This window comes from Pseudonocardia sp. Cha107L01 (assembly GCF_052566575.1).
Genome location: NZ_CP199579.1, coordinates 8,179,717 through 8,199,275 on the forward strand (window position 1 = coordinate 8,179,717; position 19,559 = coordinate 8,199,275).

Sequence of the window (19,559 nt, forward strand, 5' to 3'; positions counted from 1 at the left end):
GGCCTGGCCGGACCGGGTCGCGCTGGCCTGAGCGGCGCTGGTCTGAGCGGCGCTGGCCTGAGCGGCGCTCGCCTGGTCCAGCTTGACTTGGTCCGCGCTGGCCTCAGCCGAGTTGGCCTGGGCCGAGCCGGACTGGGCCGAGCCGGGTCGAGCTGAGCCGGACGCCGCCGGACTGGGCGTGCCGCTCTGCTCCGCCGGCTGGTTGCCAGCCTGGTCAGCCGACTGGCTGGCCGGCCGCGCGCCGCCGTCGGCGTCCGCCTGCTCCGGGTTGGTCACCGTCGCGTCTCCCTCCACCGGAGGCGGTACCCGCCTCCAAGTCTCCCCGGGCAGCAAACCGGTCGCGCCGTATGACCACCGTGAAGCACGCTGAGCGCGGCCTCAGCGCACCTGCCCGGCGACCGCTGCGGGCGACCGGTGCGGGCGACCTCCCGGACCGGTACGAGCGACCGGTGTGGGCCGATCAGCCGGCGCGCACGGCGGCGAGGAGCTCGGCGGCCGCCGACAGATCGAACTCGGCATGGCCCCCGAAGTCCACCGCGCGGCCCGCGATCCGCGCGCGCACGGCGGGTCGGCGAGGTGCCGCGTGCACGTCCGCCGCCCCGGTCGCCCGCAGCAGCGCCGCCGCGTTGTGGGCCCGAATGCCGCCGCACGCGGTGACCGCAAGCCGGTCGCCGGCCACCCGCACCATCGCCGCCAGCACGCCGGCGCCGTCCTCGGCACGTACCTCGTGCCCGGAGCTCAGCACCCGGTGCACCCCCCACCCGGCCAGCAGGTCGACGGCCGCCAGCGGGTCCCGGCAGACGTCCAGCGCACGGTGGAAGCACACCGGCCGGCCGGCGGCGGCGGCGACCATCTCGGCGACCGCGCCCCGGTCCGGGTCACCGTCCCCGCCCAGCGCGCCCACCACCACACCGGCGGCGCCCACGGCCACCGCGTGCGCCACGTCCGCCGCCATCGCGTCCACCTCGGTCGGCCGGTAGTCGAAGCCGCCAGCCCTGGGCCGGACGAGCACGTGCACCTCGGTACGCCGACAGCGGGCCAGCACGGTGGCCAGCAGGCCCGGCCCCGGCGTCAGCCCACCGAGCGCACCCGCCGAGCAGAGCTCGATGCGCCGCACCCCCAGCGAGTCCGCCGCGACCGCACCGGCCACCGTGTCAACGCTCAGCTCGACCCGGGCGCGGTCGACGCCCGAACCACCCCGCGCGGCACGCGCGCCCAGCCCGACCGGCGTGAGGCTCACAGCAGCTCGGGGACCAGGACCGGGTCGGCCATGTCGGGGTCGAACGGGTACATCGGCCGCTCGATGTCCCGATGGCCCAACCGGATCAGGTCCTGGTCCACGCCGCCGGGGGTCAGCGCGAGCCGCCAGCCCGCCGCCATCTTGTACAGCTCCGGTTCCAGGTACCCGATCTTGACGATCACCAGGTCGGCCGAGCGCGGGTCCAGGCCGAGCGCGGTGAAGTCGGACTCCAGGTGGTACGGCTTGCGCCGGGCGGTGACGATCACCCGCAGGCCACCGACGCCCAGCACCACGGCGGTACCCGCGACCGGGTCGTGCTCGTCCACCGCGATCACCTGCCCGGTCAGCTCGACCGGGCCGCGCGGACCCGCGTCGATCTTGCCGCCGAGCGCCACCCGCACCTGGGCGCCCACCCCGGCCACCACCGCCGCCTCGGTGGCCGAGGGGTCGACGATCGAGGCGTAGAGGGTGCTCACCGCCGAGTCGGTGATCTCCGGTGTACGCAGCAGCACGTCCAGGCTCCAGGACGTGTCACCGGCGCCGCCGGCGGTGGGGTTGTCGCCCGAGTCGCTGATGAAGAACGGCCGCTCGGTGCTGGCCAGCGCCGTCCGTACGCAGTCGGCCAGCGACCCGGTCGGCGCCACGAAGTCGAAGTCCCGCCGCGCCTGCCAGTACTCCCTGGCCAGCCGTCCGGCCCACCAGCTGATCGCCTCGACGTCGTCGCCGGCCACCACCACGGCGGCCTGGCACCGGGGTTCGTCGGCCCAGGCGTACCCGACCCACAGCGCCGCGTCCAACACCCCTTCCGCCGCCTCGGCCCGCGCCACCAGCTCGTAGAGCCCGCGCGCCGGCTCCAACCGGGTACTCGTCTTCTCCCCCGGCAGCAGTACCGGCACCGGTACCCACGCCTTCAGCGGCCGGCCGCCGTCCCGCAGCCGGGCGACCAGGTTGACGGCGGCCCGCTCCCGGGTCTCCCAGGTGTCCACGTGCGGCGCGGTCCGGTAGCAGGTGACCAGGTCCAGCGCGGTGGCCAGCCGCCGGGACACGTTGCCGTGCAGGTCCATCGACGCGGACAGCAGCACCGTCGGCCCGACGATGGCCCGGATCTGCTCGACGAGCTCGGCCTCGACGTCGGTGCGCCCGACCACGCTCATCGCCCCGTGCAGGTCCAGCAGCAGCCCGTCCAGCGGGCCGGCGGCGCGCACCAGCTGGCAGATCTCCTTGGCCAGCCGCAGGTAGCTCCCGTCGGTCACCGCGCCGCCGGGCAGCGCGACCGCGTGCAGCAGCGGCACCCACTCGGCGTCCCCGGCCAGCGCTGCGCCCGTGTTGAGGAACGGGTACCGGGCGATCAGCTCCTCGCCCCGGCTCACCCGGAAGTCGGCCATCGTGCTGCGGTGCGGGGAGAACGTGCTCGACTCGATCGCGATGCCGGCGATGCCGATCCGCGGCGGCATGTCCCCGGGGCCGCCGTTCACCCGGCGGCCGTTGGCCGCTCGGCCACCGTTGCTGGACCGGCCGCCGTTGCTGGACCGGCCGCCGTTGCTGGACCGGCCGCCGTTGGTCGCGCGACCGCCGTTGATCGACCGGCCGCCGTTCCCCGTGGCGCCGTTCCCCGCACCGCCGCCGTTCCCCATGGCGCCGTTCCCCATGGCGCCGCCGCCGTTTCCCGTGACGCCGTTCCCCGCACCGCCGCCGTTCCCCGTGACGCCGTTCCCCGCACCGCCGTTCCTCGGGCCGCCCCATCCGCTGCTCACCGGGCCGCCCTGCTCGTGATGTCGACGACCCGCCCCGAAGCCGCCGACGGCGCCGAGGCCACCGGGTCGAACACCCGCTCCAGGGCCCAGGTGCCCGCACCGATCAACCCGGCGTCCGCCCCGGCCGGCACCCGCTCGATGCGCAGCTCACGGGTGGCCAGCGGCAGGCAACGCTCGTAGAGGGCGCCCCGCACCGCGGCCATGTACACCTCCGAGCCGGCCAGCAGGCCGCCGAGCAGCACCGCGTCCGGGTTGGCGAAGTTGACCACCGTGGCCAGCACCTCGCCGAGCAGCAGCCCGGCGGTGCGCACCGCGGTGGTGACCGTCGGATGGGCGTCCTCGGCGGCGCTCATCACGTCGGCGGTGTTCGCCACCTCGATGCCCCGCGCACGCAGGCTGGCCACCAGCGCGGCGCCGCTGCCGACGGTCTCCAGGCAGCCCCGGTTGCCGCAGCTGCACGGGCGGTCCCCGCCGGCCGCGATCCGGACGTGGCTGATGTCGCCGGCCACCCCGGCCCGGCCCCGGTGCAGCCGGCCGTCCACCACCAGGGCGGCGCCGACCCCGGTACCGGCCTTGACCACCACCAGGGTCTCCCCCGGCCGGCCGCCCCTGGCCTGGCCGAGTGCCAGCACGTTCGCGTCGTTGTCCACCTCGACCGGCTGCTCGAACATCCGGCGCAGTGCGGCGCGCGCCGGGAAGCCGCGCCAGCCCGGCATCCGGGAGGGCAGGGTGACCGTGCCGGCGGCCACGTCGACCGGCCCCGGCAACCCGACGCCCACCCCGAGCCAGCGCCCGGGCAGTTCGGTGTCGCCGGCGTGCCTGTGCACCGCGGCAGCGAGCTCGGCCAGCACGGCGTCCGGGCCGGCGGCGATGTCCAGCGGGCGGTCCCACGCGCACAACAGGTTGCCGGCCAGGTCCATCGCCCCGACGCGCAGGTGCCGGGAGCCGACGTCGGCCGCCCAGACGTGCCCGTAGCCGGAATTGACCGCGAGCAGCCGCGGCCGCCGGCCACCGCGGGACGGCCCCTCGCCGTGCTCGGTCAGCACCCCGGCCGCCAGCAGTGCCTGTACCCGCACCGAGATGCTGGACTGCGGCTGCCGCAGCAGGGTGGCCAGTTCCAACCGGGTCACGGCGCGCCCACTGGCGATCAGCCACAGCAACCGCATCGCGCCGACGGTCTCCGAGTCGGACATGTCACCCCAGACTTTTGACAGCTTTGAGATAAGTCTGTCGAGGCTGATTCGCCGCCTGCCGCCCCATCGCTCAGGAAGGAGGATGCTTCAATCTCAAGTAACTCTAAGGGTGGAATTGCCCTGGTACAAGCCTGTCATGACAGGAATCACGGCAGAGCAATTCCCTTTTGTCAAACATGTCGAAAGTGGAAATAATGATCCGCGGCGGCTCTACCGCCAGGCACTGGCGATCGGCGCCTGCCTGGCCCTCGCCGCGTGCGCGGGCGCCCAGGTGCGCCACGGTGGCGGCCAGGGCAGGCCCGTGCCGGGCGGTGCGGTGCGGTCCCGGTGTCCGCGCCCGGTGGTCCGCGCCCGGGGCGTCAGCCCAGTAGCCGGGTGGCGTTGGGCATCAGGCCGTCGCCGTAGCGGACCGGCACGATGCGCACCGCGCCGCCGGAGTACGGGGCCTCGACCATCTTGCCGTTGCCGATGAACAGCGCGACGTGGTGGATGGTGCCGCCGTCGGCCCAGAACAGCATGTCGCCGGGGCGCATCTGGGAGATCGGCACCTTCTTGCCGGCGTTGTACTGGTAGCCGCTGTAGTGCGGCAGCCCGATGCCCAGCGCACCGAACGCGTAGAGCATCAGACCGGAGCAGTCGAAGCCGGTCTTGCGGTAGTCGCCGAACTCGTCGGCCACCCCGCCGTCGCGGATCCCCCGGGACGGCCCCCTGGCGGTGCCGCCGCCCCACGCGTAGGTCACCCCGACCTGGGACAGCGCCCGGTCGATCACGCCGCGCGCGCCCGCGGTCACGGCGGCGCCGACCCCGGCGCCGGCGCCGGCCACCCGGGCGGCGGCGGCCGCGGCGGCGGCCTTGGCGGCGGCGGCCACCTGAGCCTGGTAGCTGAGGTACTGCTGGCGCTGGGCACGCAGCCCGGCGTCGTGCGCGGTCAGCACGTCGAGCTGGTGTTCGAGGCTGACGCGCTGCACGTTGACCTGGCGCAGCTGCGCCAACCCGGCGCTGAGCGCGGCCTGCGCGCTGGCCACCGCGCCGTCCGCGGTCTTCTTGGCGCCGGCCGCGGCGTTCTGTTTGGCGACCGCCGCCAGCTGCGCGGCCCTGGCCAGCGAGTCCGCGTTGACCTTGGCGACCCGGGCACGCTGCATGGCCTCCAGCGCGGCCTTCTCCTGGTCGGCCACCGCCTGGGTGAGCTCGGCGCGCTGCACCAGGTCGGTCGGGTCGTCGGCCTCCATCAGCAGACCGAACGAGCCGCTCTGCACACCCTGCTCGTAGGCGACCGCGATGAACTCGTCCAGCTGCCGGTGCGCCTCCTCGATCGCACCGGCGGCGGCCGTCGCCTCCACCTGGGTGGCCTGGGCCTGCCGGGCGGCCTGCGCGGCGGCGTCCTGGGCAACCTGCAGGTCGACCAGCGCCTTGTTGGCATTCTCCTGGCGGCCCTCGAGCTTGAACCCCAGCTGGTCCGCCTCGGCCTGCACGGCGGCCAGCTGGCTGGTCAGCTTGCCCACCTGCCCGGCCGCCGAGTTGATGTCGCTCTTGCTCTGGTCGAGCTGTTGGTCGGACGGGTTCGGCGGCGGGGACGGCGGTGGCGCGGGGTCCGCCAGCGCCGACCCGCTGCCCGCGACCATGGCTCCGACGAGCAGTGCCGCAACTACGGCCGCCCGTCGGGCATGCACGCGCAGCAATCGCACGACCGACCCTCCGAAACCAGGACTAGCCCGTCCGTGTTGACCAGACGGCGGGACTCTCTCACCCTGCGCACCGAAATCGCGGCACCGACACCACCTCTGGCATCAACTGTCACCGCAAGAGCGATATCCGGCCGCGCTCGGTGTGTACTGAACGACACCGGGTGACCTGACCCTCGACACTCAAGCAGTACGCGCGTACTGTTTGAGGCGAAGGGTGCTGAGTGAACCGCCGCACTCTCCGACAGGGCCTACCGGATACAGGTTTTCCACCGTGCGACAGACTGCCCGTGACGCCCAATACCACCACCGCGGTTCCGGCTCAGCTGACCCGGCGGAACCGGCACTCCAGGAGAGGACGCGACGTGAGTTCCACAGACCCGGCTGACACCCAACCCGCGGCAGGCCCAGACAGCTTCGGCGCGCGCGGCACCTTGAGTGTCAGCGGCCCGGGTGGGAGCACTGATCACGAGATCTTCCGGCTGTCCGCCGTCGACGGCGCCGACCGGCTGCCCTACAGCCTCAAGGTGCTGCTGGAGAACCTGCTGCGCACCGAGGACGGCGCGAACGTCACCGCCGACCACATCCGCGCGCTGGCCGACTGGGACCCGAACGCCGACCCGGACACCGAGATCCAGTTCACCCCGGCCCGGGTGATCATGCAGGACTTCACCGGCGTGCCGTGCGTGGTCGACCTGGCCACCATGCGCGAGGCCGTCACCGAGATGGGCGGCGACCCCGCGAAGGTCAACCCGCTGGCCCCGGCCGAGCTCGTGATCGACCACTCGGTGATCATCGACGTCTTCGGCACCGCCGACGCGTTCGAGCGCAACGTGGAGTTCGAGTACGGCCGCAACAAGGAGCGCTACCAGTTCCTGCGCTGGGGACAGGGCGCCTTCGACGAGTTCAAGGTTGTCCCACCGGGCACCGGCATCGTGCACCAGGTCAACATCGAGCACCTCGCCCGCACCGTGATGTCCCGGGGCGGCCAGGCCTACCCGGACACGCTGGTCGGCACCGACAGCCACACCACCATGGTCAACGGCCTCGGCGTGCTGGGCTGGGGCGTCGGCGGCATCGAGGCCGAGGCGGCCATGCTCGGCCAGCCCGTGTCGATGCTGATCCCCCGGGTCGTCGGCTTCAAGCTCACCGGTGAGATCCCGTCCGGCGCCACCGCCACCGACGTGGTGCTGACGATCACCCAGATGCTGCGCAAGCACGGTGTGGTCAGCAAGTTCGTGGAGTTCTACGGCGAGGGTGTGGCGGCGGTGCCGCTGGCCAACCGGGCCACCATCGGCAACATGAGCCCGGAGTTCGGCTCCACCGCGGCGATCTTCCCGATCGACGACGAGACCATCCGCTACCTCACGCTCACCGGCCGCTCGAAGGACCAGATCGCACTGGTCGAGGCGTACGCCAAGGAGCAGGGCCTCTGGCACGACCCGGCGCGCGAGCCGGTGTTCTCCGAGACCCTCGAGCTCGACCTGTCCACCGTGGTGCCCTCCATCGCCGGCCCGAAGCGCCCGCAGGACCGCATCGAGCTCACCGACGCCAAGTCCTCGTTCCGCAAGACGGTGCACGACTACACCGACGACGCCGTGGGCAGGGCCCCGCTCAACCACGTCGACGAAGCCGGCGACGAGTCCTTCCCGGCCAGCGACGCCCCGGCGCTCAGCTTCGCCGACGAGGACGCCGCGCCGGTGGTGCACTCCGCCGCCAACGGTGGCGAGGGCCGCCCGTCCAAGCCCACCCGGGTGCGCTCGGAGACCCGGGGCGACTTCGTCCTCGACCACGGGGCCGTGGTGATCGCCTCGATCACCTCCTGCACCAACACGTCCAACCCCTCGGTGATGCTGGGCGCCGCGCTGCTGGCCAAGAACGCGGTCGAGCGCGGGCTGACCGTCAAGCCGTGGGTGAAGACCTCGATGGCGCCGGGTTCGCAGGTGGTCACCGACTACTACGACAAGGCCGGCATGTGGCCCTACCTGGAGAAGCTCGGTTACCACCTGGTCGGCTACGGCTGCACCACGTGCATCGGCAACTCCGGGCCGCTGCCCGAGGAGATCTCGGCGGCCGTCAACGAGGCCGACCTGACCGTCGTCTCGGTGCTGTCCGGCAACCGGAACTTCGAGGGCCGGATCAACCCCGACGTCAAGATGAACTACCTGGCCTCGCCGCCGCTGGTGATCGCCTACGCGTTGGCCGGCACGATGGACTTCGACTTCGAGAACCAGCCGCTGGGCACCGACACCGACGGCAGCGAGGTGTTCCTGCGCGACATCTGGCCCACCCCGGCCGACGTCCAGCAGACCATCGACTCCTCGATCAGCCAGGAGATGTTCACCAAGGACTACGCCGACGTGTTCAAGGGCGACGAGCGGTGGCGCGCGCTGCCCACCCCGGAGGGCAACACCTTCGAGTGGGACCCCGAGTCCACCTACGTCCGCAAGCCCCCGTACTTCGAGGGCATGTCCGCCGAGCCGTCCGATGTCCAGGACATCAGCGGCGCCCGGGTGCTCGCGCTGCTCGGCGACTCGGTGACCACCGACCACATCTCGCCGGCCGGCTCGATCAAGGCCGACACCCCGGCCGGGCAGTACCTCAACGAGCACGGTGTGGACAAGAAGGACTTCAACTCCTACGGGTCCCGGCGCGGCAACCACGAGGTGATGATCCGGGGCACGTTCGCCAACATCCGGCTGCGCAACGAGCTGCTGGACGGGGTGAGCGGTGGCTACACCCGCGACTTCACCCAGGAGGACGCCCCGCAGGCGTTCATCTACGACGCCGCGCAGAACTACGCCGAGGCGGGCATCCCGCTGGTGGTGCTGGGTGGCAAGGAGTACGGCTCCGGCTCGTCGCGGGACTGGGCGGCCAAGGGGACCTCGCTGCTGGGGGTGCGGGCGGTCATCGTGGAGTCGTTCGAGCGGATCCACCGGTCGAACCTGATCGGCATGGGCGTCATCCCGCTGCAGTTCCCGGCCGGTGAGTCGGCCTCGTCGCTGCACCTGGACGGCACCGAGACCTTCGACATCGCCGGCATCACCGCGCTGAACGAGGGCTCGACGCCGCGCACGGTCGCCGTCACCGCGACCAAGCAGGACGGCACGAAGGTGGAGTTCGACGCGGTGGTCCGGATCGACACACCCGGTGAGGCGGACTACTACCGCAACGGCGGCATCCTGCAGTACGTACTGCGCCGCATGCTCGCCTCGTAATTCAGCCGGCACAGGCCGTTCCCGGGCCGCACAGACCTTGCAGGGTCTGTGCGGCCCGCGGCACGTCTGTGCGGCCCGGGTTTTTCGGTGGTCAGTGGGCGGTGGCCAGGGCGAGCGCGAACCGCTGCCGCGAGTCGGTCCACAGCTCGGTCAGCTCGAACCCGCTCCCGGTCAGCTCGGCCCGCAGGCCGGCCGGCCGGAACTTCGCGGACGTCTCGGTGCGCATCTCCTCACCCTCGGCGAACGGCACGTGCAACCCCAGTTCGGCGACGTGCACCGTCATCCGCCGGGTGGCGCGCAGCCGCATCTCGATCCACTCCCGCTCGGCGTTCCAGAGCGCGCGATGCTCGAAGGCATCGACATCGAAGTCGGCGCCCAGTTCCCGGTTGAGCACCCGCAGCACGTTGCGGTTGAAGTCGGCGGTCACACCCTGGGAGTCGTCGTAGGCCGGCACCATGACGGCCGGGTCGATCACCAGCCCGACGCCCACCAACAGCTGCTCCCCCGGCCGCAGTACAGCCCGCGCGTTGCGCAGGAACACCGCCCGGTCCTCGGGCATCAGGTTGCCGATGGTGCCGCCGAGGAAGGCCAGCAGCCGCTTGCCCGCGGCCGGGATACGGGACAGGTGTCGGGTGAAGTCGCCGACGATGCCGTGCACCATCAGGCGGGGGTAGTCCACCGCGAGCGCGCTGGTCGCCTCGCGCAGCGCCGCCTCGGACACGTCCAGCGGCAGGTAGCTGCGCAGCGTGCCGTGCGTGCTCAGCGCATCCAGCAGCAACCTGGTCTTCTCCGAGGAGCCCGAACCGAGCTCTACCAGCGCCTCGGCACCGGACGCGGCCGCGATCTGACCGGCCTGCGCGCGCAGGATCTCCCGTTCCGCGTTGAAGGGGTAGTACTCGGGCAGCGCGGTGATCCGTTCGTAGATCTCGCTGCCGGCGGCGTCGTAGAACCACTTCGGTTGCAGCACCTTGGGCACCGCGGTCAGGCCGACCCGGGCGTCGGACCGGAGTTCGGCCTCCGCGTCGGATTCGGACAGGTAGACATCGAGTACAGCGGAAGTCATCAGGCTCCTCTGTGGTCCGCGTTGACAGTCTTCAGAGTTCGGGATCTCGGTCAGGTGGCTGGGCTGTGCTCCGTGTCGTTGCCCGCGGCGTCGTTGCCCGCGGCGTCGTTGCCCGCGGCGTCGTTGCCCGCGGCGTCGTTGCCCGCGGCGTCGTTGCCCGCGGCGTCGTTGCCCGCGGCGTCGTTGCCCGCGGCGTCGTTGCCCGCGGCGTCGTCCGCACCGGCACGCCGGGCGCCGTTCCTCCCGGCACCGTTCGTCGCTGCGCCGTTCCGCCCCGCCCCGTTCACTGCCGCACCGTTCGCGGCTCCCCCGTTCCGCCCCGCTCCGTTCACGGCCGCCCCGTTCACGGCCACCCCATTCACGGCCGCACCGTTCGGCTGCCAGGCGACCCTCGGCAGCTCAGCGGGCGAGGCGATCGGCACCGTGTCGGCATGGCCGGGCCAACCCACCAGCAGGTGGCCCTCGGGCACCGGCGTCCAGCCCGGCTCCTCGTCGTGCGGCTCGGAGCCGACGGTCACCGCATCCGGTTCGGTACGCACCACCAGGGAGTGTCGCCAGGCGGTCGCGTAGATCTGGACGCCGTCGGTGAGCAGCAGGTTCAGCTTCGAGCCCGGTGCGGCGGCCGCGACCGAGTTGACCACGCCGGCCAGCGCCGAGCCCGGTTCCTCGCCGGAGCGCAACCGATGCCGGACCATCGCCCACAACAGCGCCGAGTCGGTCGGCGCGTCCAACGTGAGCAGGTCGGTCACCGGCAGCTCGCCGGCCAACCCGGCCACGGCGGACGGCCAGCCGAGCACCACGCCGTTGTGGCTGAACAGCCAGCGACCGTCGGTGAAGGGAGCACTGGCGGTGTTCACCACCGGCATCCCCACCGTCGCGGAACGGATCGCGGCGAGCAGAGCGCCCGTCCCGGTGACCGCCGCGACCTCCGCGAACGACTGGTCGGCCCAGAGCGGACGATCACTGCGGTAGCGGGTCGGCGCGGTCGAGCCGGCGGAGGGATACCAACCGACGCCGAAACCGTCCGCGTTGATCGTCCCGCCGCCGCGCATGTCGCGGGGCGCGTAGGCCTGCCGCAGCAGCCCGTACGCAGGCTCCAGGACCAGCGCGGCGAGCGAACGAACGGGACCGAGGTAGGCCAGATGGCGACACATGGCGGCTACCGGGCCCAACCGTCGCGCAGCTCGGCCGGGGTGGCGTCGCGGGCGCAGCGGAAACCGGTGAAGATCTGCCGGCGGACCGGGTGGTCCCAGTTGCGGAAGGTGGCCCGCACCGCTGCCGGGTCCGTACCGAACGAACCACCGCGCAGCACCCGGTAGTCGCCACCGAAGAAGACCTCGGAGTACTCCGGGTACGGGAACATCTGGAACCCGGGGTACGGGTGCCACCCAGAGGACGTCCACTCCCACACGTCACCGATCAGCTGGTGTACACCGAGCGCCGAGGCGCCCTTCGGGTACGCACCGACCGGCGCCGGGGACAGGTGGCGCTGGCCGAGGTTGGCGTGCTCCGGGGTCGGCTCCTCGTCACCCCAGGGGTAGCGGCGGGAGCGGCCGGTTGCCGGGTCCCACCGGGCGGCCTTCTCCCACTCCGCCTCGGTGGGCAGCCGCTTGCCGGCCCAGGCCGCGAAGGCGGCCGCCTCGTGGAAGCAGACGTGCACCACCGGCTCGTCCTCGCGGACCTGCTCGAGAACCCCGAACCGGCGCCGCCACCACTGCCCGTCGGCATCGCGCTGCCAGAACCGCGGCGCGACCAGCTCGGCGTCCGCCCGGTGCCGCCAGCCCTCGGCGGACCACCAGCGCGGCTCGGTGTAACCGCCGGCCTCGACGAACTCCACGTACTGGCCGTTGGTCACCGGGGCGGCGTCGATCACGTAGCCGGGGACGTCCACCCGGTGTGCCGGGCGCTCGTTGTCCAGCGACCACGGCTCGGTGGAGGTGCCCATGCTGAACGCGCCGGCCGGCACCAACACCTCGGCCGGCACCGGCGGGCCGGCCGACCGCGGGGGGGGTTCGGCATGCAGGACCGGTGCGCCGACGCGCAGCTGGTGGGTGGCCAGCATGGTCTCGTCGTGCTGCTGCTCGTGCTGCACGATCATGCCGAACGCGAACGCGTGCTCCTCGAGCTGGCGGCCGCGCAGCGGGCTGTGCTCCAGCGCGTCCAGCGCCTTCTCCCGCACCTCGGCGACGTAGCGCCTGGTCTCCGGAGGGGTGAGCAGCGGCAGCTCGACCCGGCTGGCCCTGGAGTGCTGGAACGCGTCGTAGAGCCCATCGATCTCCGGGCGCAGCGGCTCGCGGCCGCCCACGTCGCGGACCAGCCAGAGCTCCTCCTGGCTGCCGATGTGTGCCAGGTCCCAGACCAGCGGCGACATCAGCGGCGAGTGCTGGCGGACCAGGTCGGCCTCGTCCACCGACTCGGTGAGCACCGCGCTGCGGGCCCGCCCCCTGGTCAGCTCGGCCGCGACGTGCTCGCGCAACGCATCGGGGGTCAGCTCGGTGAGCGGGTGGGCGAGCTCACGGTCCGTGGTCATGACTTCTCTCCCCTCAGGTCGGTATCGGCTGTTCGGTGCGAGTCGGACCCGGGCGGGCCGGGCGGGTCGACGTCGGCCGGGCTCAGGCCGCGCAGTACCCGGCGCTCGAGGAAACCGTCGACCAGGTCGCGCACCTGGCCCGGCCCGACCAGCGCCGGCAGTGCCTCGACGGCCAGGGTGAAGACCTTCGCCGCCGCCCGGGCCAGCTCCGGGTCGGCGAGCCCGATGCGGGCCGCGTCTTGCCAGCGCCCGGCCACCGGGAGGCAGGCCTCGATGGCCGCGTCGGTGGTGGCCGGGGCCGACATCAGTGCGGCGAACACCGCGACCGGCACCACCCACTCGTCGCCGGCCTGGGCGTCCACGTAGCGCACCTCGACGTGGCCGTGCGCGCGGACCGGCGGGAACAGCGTGGACAGGTGCAGGTCGAGATCCTCGGTCGTGGGCGGTTGCGGCAGCGCGCCGGCGAGCCAGTCGGCGAAGCTCACCCCGGGCGGGGCGTCCCACGCCTGGCCGGACCTGCGCAGGCAGATCAGCCCCGCGTCCATGGCCCGCCGCGCGTAGGCCGCCGCCGGATCGGCGACCCACAGGTCCGGCGGGGCGGTACGCGGTGGGTCCAGAGCCAGCCAGACGGCCATCCGGGAGGACTGCCACCCGGTGCGCCGGCCGTGCAGCACCGGCGAGTTCGCGAACGCGGCCACCAGCACCGGGCCGAGCAGGTGCAGCGCGGTCCAGCGCACCGAGAGGTCGGCGCGTTCGCCCAGGTCAAGGCTCGGTTGGACGGCCGCGGTGGAGCACATCATGCTCCGGCCCTCGGGACCGAGCCGGTCGAACGCGGCCTCCATCGCGGCGTACCGGGGGACGGTCAACACCCGGTGCGGCGGGAGAACCGGGTCGGCCCCGGAGGGATACGGCCGCAGCGACTGCTTGTCGAGCAGACCGTGCAGTTCGGCGGCGTCCGACTGGACGGCCTGGACCAGCTCGCCGAGATCGGCGAACGGCTGGCTGGCGAGCTCTACCTGGCCGCCTGGCTCGACCGTGACGGTCGAGCCTCGGGGCATCGGGAGCGCCGGGGACAGCGGGTCGAGCGAAGAAGGGGTGTGCGGACCGAGCGCGGCCGTGAGCACCGCCGCATCGAGCGGACTGGGGGGCTCGGCCCTGCGGGCCAGCAGCCACTCCAGCTCGACGCCGATCAGCCTCGGCGGACCATGTTTGAAGCACACCGAGGCCACGTACGCTTCGGCCTCCTCGCGGCTGTGCAGAACCTGCACAGCGCGCTCGTTCAGAGTCTCCCGGCCCTCGTCACACACCCGAGCGACCGCCTTGGGTGACACCACCAACCACCCCCGAATGAGTCGAACACCGGAAATCGACGCTACACAACGGGACCGACAAAAGCAGGAAGCCGTAAGGGCGCGGTAATCCGTACATACGGCCTGCTAACGGCTACGCTGGGTAGATGCCTCGCGTCAGCGCTGGCCACTTGGCCGCCCGCCGCGAGCAGATTCTGGACGGTGCTCGGGCCTGTTTCAGCCGGTACGGATACGAAGGGGCGACCGTACGACGGCTGGAGGAGGCGACCGGGCTGTCCCGGGGAGCGATCTTCCACCACTTCCGGGACAAGGACTCGCTCTTCCTCGAACTGGCCCATCAGGACGCCCGGCGGATGGCCGAGGTCGTCGCCGAGCAGGGCCTGGTGCAGGTGATGCGGGACATCCTCACCGACGCCGCGAGCGGCGGCACCGGGATCAGCTGGCTGGGCACCCGGCTCGAGGTGTCGCGCCGGCTGCGCACCGACCCGATGTTCCGCGCGGACTGGGAGCAGCACGCGCACGGGCTCACCGAGGCGATCCAGCTCCGGCTGACCCGCCAGCGCGAGGCCGGCGTGGTCCGCCCGGACGTATCCATCCCGGTGCTCACCCGGTACCTGGAGCTCGCCTTCGAAGGCCTGGTCTCGCACCTGGCCATGGGGCTGCCGGCGGACGACCTGCGCGCGGTCCTGGACGTCGTGGAGAGCAGCGTCCGGGTCCCCGCCGCCCACTGACCCGCCGCCCACTGACCCGCAGCGCAACCACCCGCTTCCACCCGATCCAGCCGCATCCGCACGCCACGGCATACCCGCCCACCGCCGCCCGAACCCCGGCGAGTCGGGCATTCCGGCCGCGCGAGTCGGGGATTCCGGCCGCGCGAGTCGGGGATTCCGGCCCGGCGAGTCGGGGATTCCGGCCGCGCGAGTCAGGGACTCGGCCGCGCGAGTCAGGGACTCGGCCGCGCGAGTCGGGGATTCCGGCAGCGTGAGTCGTGGATTCCATCCGCGCGAGTCGGGGATCCCGGCCCGGCGAGTCGGGGATTCCGTCCGCGCGAGTCGGGGACTCCGGCCCGGCGAGTCGCGGATTCTGGCGGCGTGAGCCGCGGCTTCAGGTCGCGTGAGCCGGCGTACCGGCACGCGGCGAACGACGACTCGAACAGCGCAAGCCCGAGAACCCGCCCACCGCGGCCGCGGCCACCGATTCGACTAGCCGCGGACCGCGGCGGCGCGAGCGGGCCGCGGAATGGGTCGCTGCGAGCCTGGCTCGGACCTTCGGGCGGCGCTCGCGGCGGCGGCGCTCGCGGCGGCGGCGCTCGCGGCGGCGGCGCTCGCGGCGGTTCGCGGCGGCGGCGCTCGCCGCGGCGGCGGCGGTTCGCCGAGAGGTTCCGACTGAACAGGTCTGCATCGAGAGTAACGTCAGTCTCGATTGGATCGAGCCAAAACAATACTCACGTTACTTTCGAGTGCGAACACGGGCGACCAACGAACGCCGAGCCGTCCGCACCACCGGGCGGACGACCGTCCCGATTCGAGCGGCCGCACAGACCGCGAGCCGTCCGCACATAGCTTGCAAGGTCTGTGCGGCCTACGAGCGGTCTGTGCCGGCGCGCCTCCGAGATCCCCAGACGGCACGCCGCCAGCCCGGGCGGCACGCCGCCAGCCCACACAGCCCAGACGGCTCAGGCGGCTCAGGCGGCGGGCTCCACCAGGTCGCCTACCAGGCGGTTGCCGAACTGGCGGCGGTACAGGTCGGCATAGCGACCCTCGGCGGCCAGCAGCTCCTGGTGGGTACCGCGCTCGACGATCCGCCCGTGCTCGACCACCGCGATCAGGTCGGCGTGGCGGACCGTGGACAGCCGGTGCGCGATGACCAGCGCGGTGCGGCCGTGCAGCGCCTCGGTGAGCGCTTCCTGCACCGCCGCCTCGGACTCGGAGTCCAGGTGCGCGGTGGCCTCGTCCAGCACCACGACCGCCGGGCGGGCCAGGAGCAGCCGGGCGATGGTCAGCCGCTGCCGCTCGCCGCCGGAGAGCCGGTAGCCGCGCTCCCCCACCACGGTGTCCAGCCCGTCGGGCATCGAGTCCAGCAGCTCACCGAGGCGGGCCCGGCGCATCGCCTCGACCAGGTCGGCGTCGGTGGCCTCCGGGCGGGCGTAACGCAGGTTCGCCCGGATCGTGTCGTGGAACAGGTGCCCGTCCTGGGTCACCACCCCGACCGCCCCCCGGATGGCGTCGAAGGTCAGGTCCCGCACGTCCACCCCGGACAGCTCGACGGCGCCGGACCGCACGTCGTACAGCCGGGGCACCAGTCCGGCCAGGGTGGACTTGCCGGCGCCCGACGACCCGACCAGCGCGACCACCGACCCGGCCGGCACCTCGAGGTCGATCCCGTGCAGCACCTCCTCGCCGCCCCGGGAGTCCAGGGTGGCCACGTCCTCCAGCGATGCCAGTGACACCTCGGTGGCCGACGGGTAGCCGAAGTGCACGTCGCGCAGCCGCACCGAGACGGGGCCGTCCGGCAGTGCCACGGCAGCCGGCCGCTCGGTGATCATCGGGCGTAGGTCGAGAACCTCGAACACCCGCTCGAAGGAGACCAGCGCGCTCATCACGTTCACCCTGGCGTTGGACAGCTGGGTCAGCGGCCCGTACAGCCGGGACAGCAGCAGCGCGAGGGTGACCACCGTGCCCGGCGCGATCCGGCCGGTCACCGCGAGGTAGCCGCCGAGGCCGTAGACCAGCGCCTGGGCCAGCGCGGAGAGCAGGCTGAGCGACGTCAGGAACACGCGGGAGACCATCGCCGTGCGCACCCCGATGTCGCGCACCCTGGCTGCCCGGCTACCGAACTCGGCGCGTTCGCCGGCCGGCCGGCCGAACAGCTTCACCAGGGTGGCGCCCGGTGCGGAGAACCGCTCGGTCATCTGCGTGGTCATCCCGGCGTTCAGGTTCGCCGCCTCGCGCTGCAGCCCCGCGATCGTGCCGCCCATCCGACGCGCCGGCAGCAGGAACACCGGCACCAGCACCAGCGCCACCAGGGTGACCTGCCAGGCCAGCCCGATCATCACCGCGAGCGCGAGCACCAGCTGGATCACGTTCGACACCAGGCTGGACAAGGTGTCGGTGATCGCCGCCTGCGCCCCGATCACGTCGTTGTTCAACCGGCTGACCAACGCCCCGGTGCGCGTTCGGGTGAAGAACGCCACCGGCATCCGCTGTACGTGTGAGAAGACCGCGCGGCGCAGATCCAGGATCAGCCCCTCGCCGATCCGGGCGGACAGCCAGCGGGTGGCCAGCCCGACCCCCGCGTCCAGCACGGCGAGCCCGGCGATCGCGGCCGCCAGTACCAGGACCGCGCGCACCGCCGGGGCCGCGCTGGACAACTTGGCCGCGCCGATGACGGCGTCCACCACCCGGCCGGCGAGCAGCGGGGTGAGTACGCCGATGACCGCCGAGATCACGGTGAGTAGCAGGAACACCAGGATCGACCGCCGGTACGGGCTGGCGAAGAGCCAGATCCGGGGCAGTGTGCCCTTGGCCACCGACCGCTCACCGATCTCCTCGCGCCGGGCCGCCGCCCGCATCATCGATCTGCCGCCCATGCCGCCCGCCATGGCGCCACCCGCTTCCTCGTCAATCGTTCCGCTCAGTCGAACACGGCGACAGCCGCGTCGCTTCCCCGAGCACCCGCGTTAGGAGTGTGCAACCTCAAGCTAAGTACAGGTCAAGCTGGGTCAGCCGAGGTAGGCGTGCCGGAACTGGACGCTGATCCGCGGCCCGGCCCTGCGCACCTTGGGCACCGCGTGCTGCCAGGTGCGCTGGCAGGAACCGCCGAGGACCAGCAGATCCCCCGGGCCGGGCATCAGCCCGACCGAGTGGCCACCGCCCGTCGGGCGCAGCCGGAACGGCCGCACCGCGCCCAGCGAGACCAGAGCCACGGTCGCCGTCGGCAGCTCCCTGGCGACCCGGTCGCCGTGCCACGCGACGCTGTCCGAGCCGTCCCGGTAGAGGTTCACGCCGACCTGGGTGAACTGCTCCGCGTACCGGGCGGACAGCACCCCGGCCATCCGGGCGAGCACCGGTTCGGCCAGCTCCACCGGTGACCGCTCGGTGAGCACCCAGCGGTGGGTCAGCCTCGGCTCCAGCACCATTCGCTCGTACATCCGCACCTCGCGAGGGCCCTGCCAGGGGGTGTTCGCCAGCAGTCGGTCGAACAGCGCGTCCGCCCCGCTGAGCCAGCCGGGCACCAGGTCGACCCAGGCTCCGTCGGACAGCCCGTACCGGCGGCGACCGGCGAAGCTCTCGTCGATGTCCGGAGCGTCGTCCCCGCCGCCGAACAGCGACGGCTGCCACCCGAGCTCTCCGACGGGCACTCCGGCCCCAGAACCGGCCCCAGAACCGACCACGAGAGCGACACTAGCTCACCTCGAACGTATATTCGAGTACGCTATCCCGTGCCGGCGACGAGCGAACGCAACCGCCGCACCTGGGCGGCCCGCTCGTTGGCCAGCGCCTCGGCCGGCCCCGCGCCGTCCACGATGGCGGACAGCAGCCCCAGCGTCGCGGCTGTGGCGCCGGCCGGCGCGGCGGTGAGGGAGTCGACGAGCTGGTCGACGGTGGCGTCCAGCTCGGCGTTGGGCACACTGCGCAGCGCCAACCCGATGTCCACCGCCTCGGCCGCCCCGACACGGCGCCCAGTCAGGCAGATCTCCACCGCCCTGGCGTAGCCCACCGCACGTACCAGCGGATAGGTGCCGCCCAGGTCGGGCACGATGCCCAGGGTCACCTCGGCCATGCTGAACTTCGCGTCGTCGGCGACCACCCGCAGGTCACAGGCCAGTGCGAGCTGGAACCCGCCACCGATCGCGTGGCCCTGCACCGCCGCAACGGTGAGCCATCGCGGTTCGCGCAGCCAGGCGAAACCAGCCTGGAAGCCGGCCAGGTGCGCCTCGGCCTCGGCCTCGGTCATGGTCGCGAGGCCGGCCATGCTCGGGACGCCGTCCAGCCCGGCTGGATCGAACATGCGTCGATCCAGCCCGGCCGAGAACGCGCGCCCAGCGCCCCGCACCACCACCACGCGAACCTGGTCGTTGACCTGGTCACGCAGCGAGTCGCCGATCGCGGCCAGCGCCGCCCAGGTGTGCGGCGTCTGCGCGTTCAGCGACTCGGGGCGATTGAGCGTGATTGTTGCTCGGGGTGGGCGAACCTCGAAGGTCAGCCCAGCCCGGTCCAGCAGGTCGGACGGCACTGATGGGGTCAGGGCGTCCTACTTCTTCTTGGTTCGGGTAGCGCCGCCGCGACCACGCAGCGTCACCCCCGTCTCGGAGAGGACCCGGTGGACGAAGCCGTACGAACGACCCGTCTGCTCCGCCAACGCACGGATGCTCGCGCCCTTCTCGTACTTCTTCTTGAGATCGTTCGCTAACTTGTCCCGCTGGGTGCCAGTGATACGAGCACCCTTTTTCAGGTCGGCCACTCGGTCGGCCCTCCTTCGCCGGTTCGGGATCGCTCCGCCAGATCCCTTGGTGGCGACATGATGATCCACCGGACCCGATCAACGCCAGGAGATCGACATAGAGATC

14 protein-coding genes are annotated in these 19,559 nt (G+C 72.5%); 2 read left to right on the forward strand and 12 right to left on the reverse strand.

The genetic code is table 11. The features are described from left to right. Positions 1–460 precede the first annotated feature (460 nt). From ACTXG6_RS38610 to ACTXG6_RS38625, 4 genes are all read right to left on the reverse strand, one after another. Positions 461–1,240, reverse strand: a complete 780-nt coding sequence (locus ACTXG6_RS38610; protein ID WP_445184260.1) for a copper homeostasis protein CutC — start codon at positions 1,238–1,240, stop codon at positions 461–463. After that, positions 1,237–2,994, reverse strand: a complete 1,758-nt coding sequence (locus tag ACTXG6_RS38615) for a M81 family metallopeptidase (RefSeq protein WP_445184261.1) — start codon at positions 2,992–2,994, stop codon at positions 1,237–1,239. The genes ACTXG6_RS38610 and ACTXG6_RS38615 overlap by 4 nt, the downstream gene beginning before the upstream one ends. Next, on the reverse strand, positions 2,991–4,187 hold the full coding sequence (locus ACTXG6_RS38620; protein ID WP_445184262.1) for an ROK family protein: 1,197 nt from the start codon (positions 4,185–4,187) through the stop codon (positions 2,991–2,993). Before ACTXG6_RS38620 ends, ACTXG6_RS38615 begins: the two co-directional genes overlap by 4 nt. 359 nt (positions 4,188–4,546) lie before the next feature. Next, on the reverse strand, positions 4,547–5,872 hold the full coding sequence (locus ACTXG6_RS38625; protein WP_445184263.1) for an NlpC/P60 family protein: 1,326 nt from the start codon (positions 5,870–5,872) through the stop codon (positions 4,547–4,549). Between the two features lie 362 nt (positions 5,873–6,234). On the opposite strand from ACTXG6_RS38625, the gene ACTXG6_RS38630 reads away from it, so the two are divergent. After that, positions 6,235–9,087: an aconitate hydratase gene (locus ACTXG6_RS38630; RefSeq protein ID WP_445184264.1), complete on the forward strand. Its 2,853-nt coding sequence runs from the start codon at positions 6,235–6,237 to the stop codon at positions 9,085–9,087. A gap of 91 nt (positions 9,088–9,178) precedes the next feature. Here the strand turns inward: ACTXG6_RS38630 and egtD are convergent, their stop codons facing one another. From egtD to egtA, 4 genes are read right to left on the reverse strand one after another with little or no spacing between them, the layout of a single operon-like run. Continuing rightward, the gene (egtD, locus tag ACTXG6_RS38635; protein WP_445184265.1) at positions 9,179–10,150 is read right to left on the reverse strand and encodes an L-histidine N(alpha)-methyltransferase; all 972 of its coding nucleotides are present in this window, start codon (positions 10,148–10,150) and stop codon (positions 9,179–9,181) included. 50 nt (positions 10,151–10,200) lie between these two features. Continuing rightward, a complete protein-coding gene (egtC, locus tag ACTXG6_RS38640) occupies positions 10,201–11,304 on the reverse strand; it encodes an ergothioneine biosynthesis protein EgtC (RefSeq protein ID WP_445184266.1) in 1,104 nt (367 codons plus the stop codon). Between the two features lie 5 nt (positions 11,305–11,309). Then, positions 11,310–12,680: an ergothioneine biosynthesis protein EgtB gene (egtB, locus tag ACTXG6_RS38645; protein WP_445184267.1), complete on the reverse strand. Its 1,371-nt coding sequence runs from the start codon at positions 12,678–12,680 to the stop codon at positions 11,310–11,312. After that, positions 12,677–13,948, reverse strand: a complete 1,272-nt coding sequence (gene egtA / locus ACTXG6_RS38650) for an ergothioneine biosynthesis glutamate--cysteine ligase EgtA (RefSeq protein WP_445184268.1) — start codon at positions 13,946–13,948, stop codon at positions 12,677–12,679. The genes egtB and egtA overlap by 4 nt, the downstream gene beginning before the upstream one ends. A 188-nt stretch (positions 13,949–14,136) precedes the next feature. Between egtA and ACTXG6_RS38655 the strand changes: the two genes are divergently transcribed. Beyond that, positions 14,137–14,721 (forward strand): TetR/AcrR family transcriptional regulator, encoded by a 585-nt coding sequence (locus tag ACTXG6_RS38655; RefSeq protein WP_445184269.1) that lies wholly within the window; start codon positions 14,137–14,139, stop codon positions 14,719–14,721. 953 nt (positions 14,722–15,674) lie between these two features. Here the strand turns inward: ACTXG6_RS38655 and ACTXG6_RS38660 are convergent. The 4 genes from ACTXG6_RS38660 to ACTXG6_RS38675 form a co-directional block, all read right to left on the reverse strand. Then, positions 15,675–17,561 (reverse strand): ABC transporter ATP-binding protein, encoded by a 1,887-nt coding sequence (locus ACTXG6_RS38660; RefSeq protein ID WP_445190224.1) that lies wholly within the window; start codon positions 17,559–17,561, stop codon positions 15,675–15,677. Positions 17,562–17,711: 150 nt separating this feature from the next. After that, positions 17,712–18,350: an alpha-ketoglutarate-dependent dioxygenase AlkB gene (locus ACTXG6_RS38665; RefSeq protein WP_445184270.1), complete on the reverse strand. Its 639-nt coding sequence runs from the start codon at positions 18,348–18,350 to the stop codon at positions 17,712–17,714. 74 nt (positions 18,351–18,424) lie between these two features. After that, the gene (locus ACTXG6_RS38670; protein ID WP_445184271.1) at positions 18,425–19,225 is read right to left on the reverse strand and encodes an enoyl-CoA hydratase/isomerase family protein; all 801 of its coding nucleotides are present in this window, start codon (positions 19,223–19,225) and stop codon (positions 18,425–18,427) included. 18 nt (positions 19,226–19,243) lie between these two features. Continuing rightward, complete coding sequence (locus ACTXG6_RS38675) at positions 19,244–19,453, reverse strand: helix-turn-helix domain-containing protein (RefSeq protein ID WP_445184272.1); 210 nt, start codon at positions 19,451–19,453, stop codon at positions 19,244–19,246. Between the last annotated feature and the right edge of the window lie 106 nt (positions 19,454–19,559).

Coding starts and splice junctions, on each gene's coding strand:
- ACTXG6_RS38620 (WP_445184262.1), bottom strand. CDS start 4,187: ATGTCCGACTCGGAGACCGTCGGCGCGATGCGGTTGCTGTGGCTGATC.
- egtD (WP_445184265.1), bottom strand. CDS start 10,150: ATGACTTCCGCTGTACTCGATGTCTACCTGTCCGAATCCGACGCGGAG.
- egtC (WP_445184266.1), bottom strand. CDS start 11,304: ATGTGTCGCCATCTGGCCTACCTCGGTCCCGTTCGTTCGCTCGCCGCG.
- egtB (WP_445184267.1), bottom strand. CDS start 12,680: ATGACCACGGACCGTGAGCTCGCCCACCCGCTCACCGAGCTGACCCCC.
- ACTXG6_RS38655 (WP_445184269.1), top strand. CDS start 14,137: ATGCCTCGCGTCAGCGCTGGCCACTTGGCCGCCCGCCGCGAGCAGATT.
- ACTXG6_RS38660 (WP_445190224.1), bottom strand. CDS start 17,561: ATGCGGGCGGCGGCCCGGCGCGAGGAGATCGGTGAGCGGTCGGTGGCC.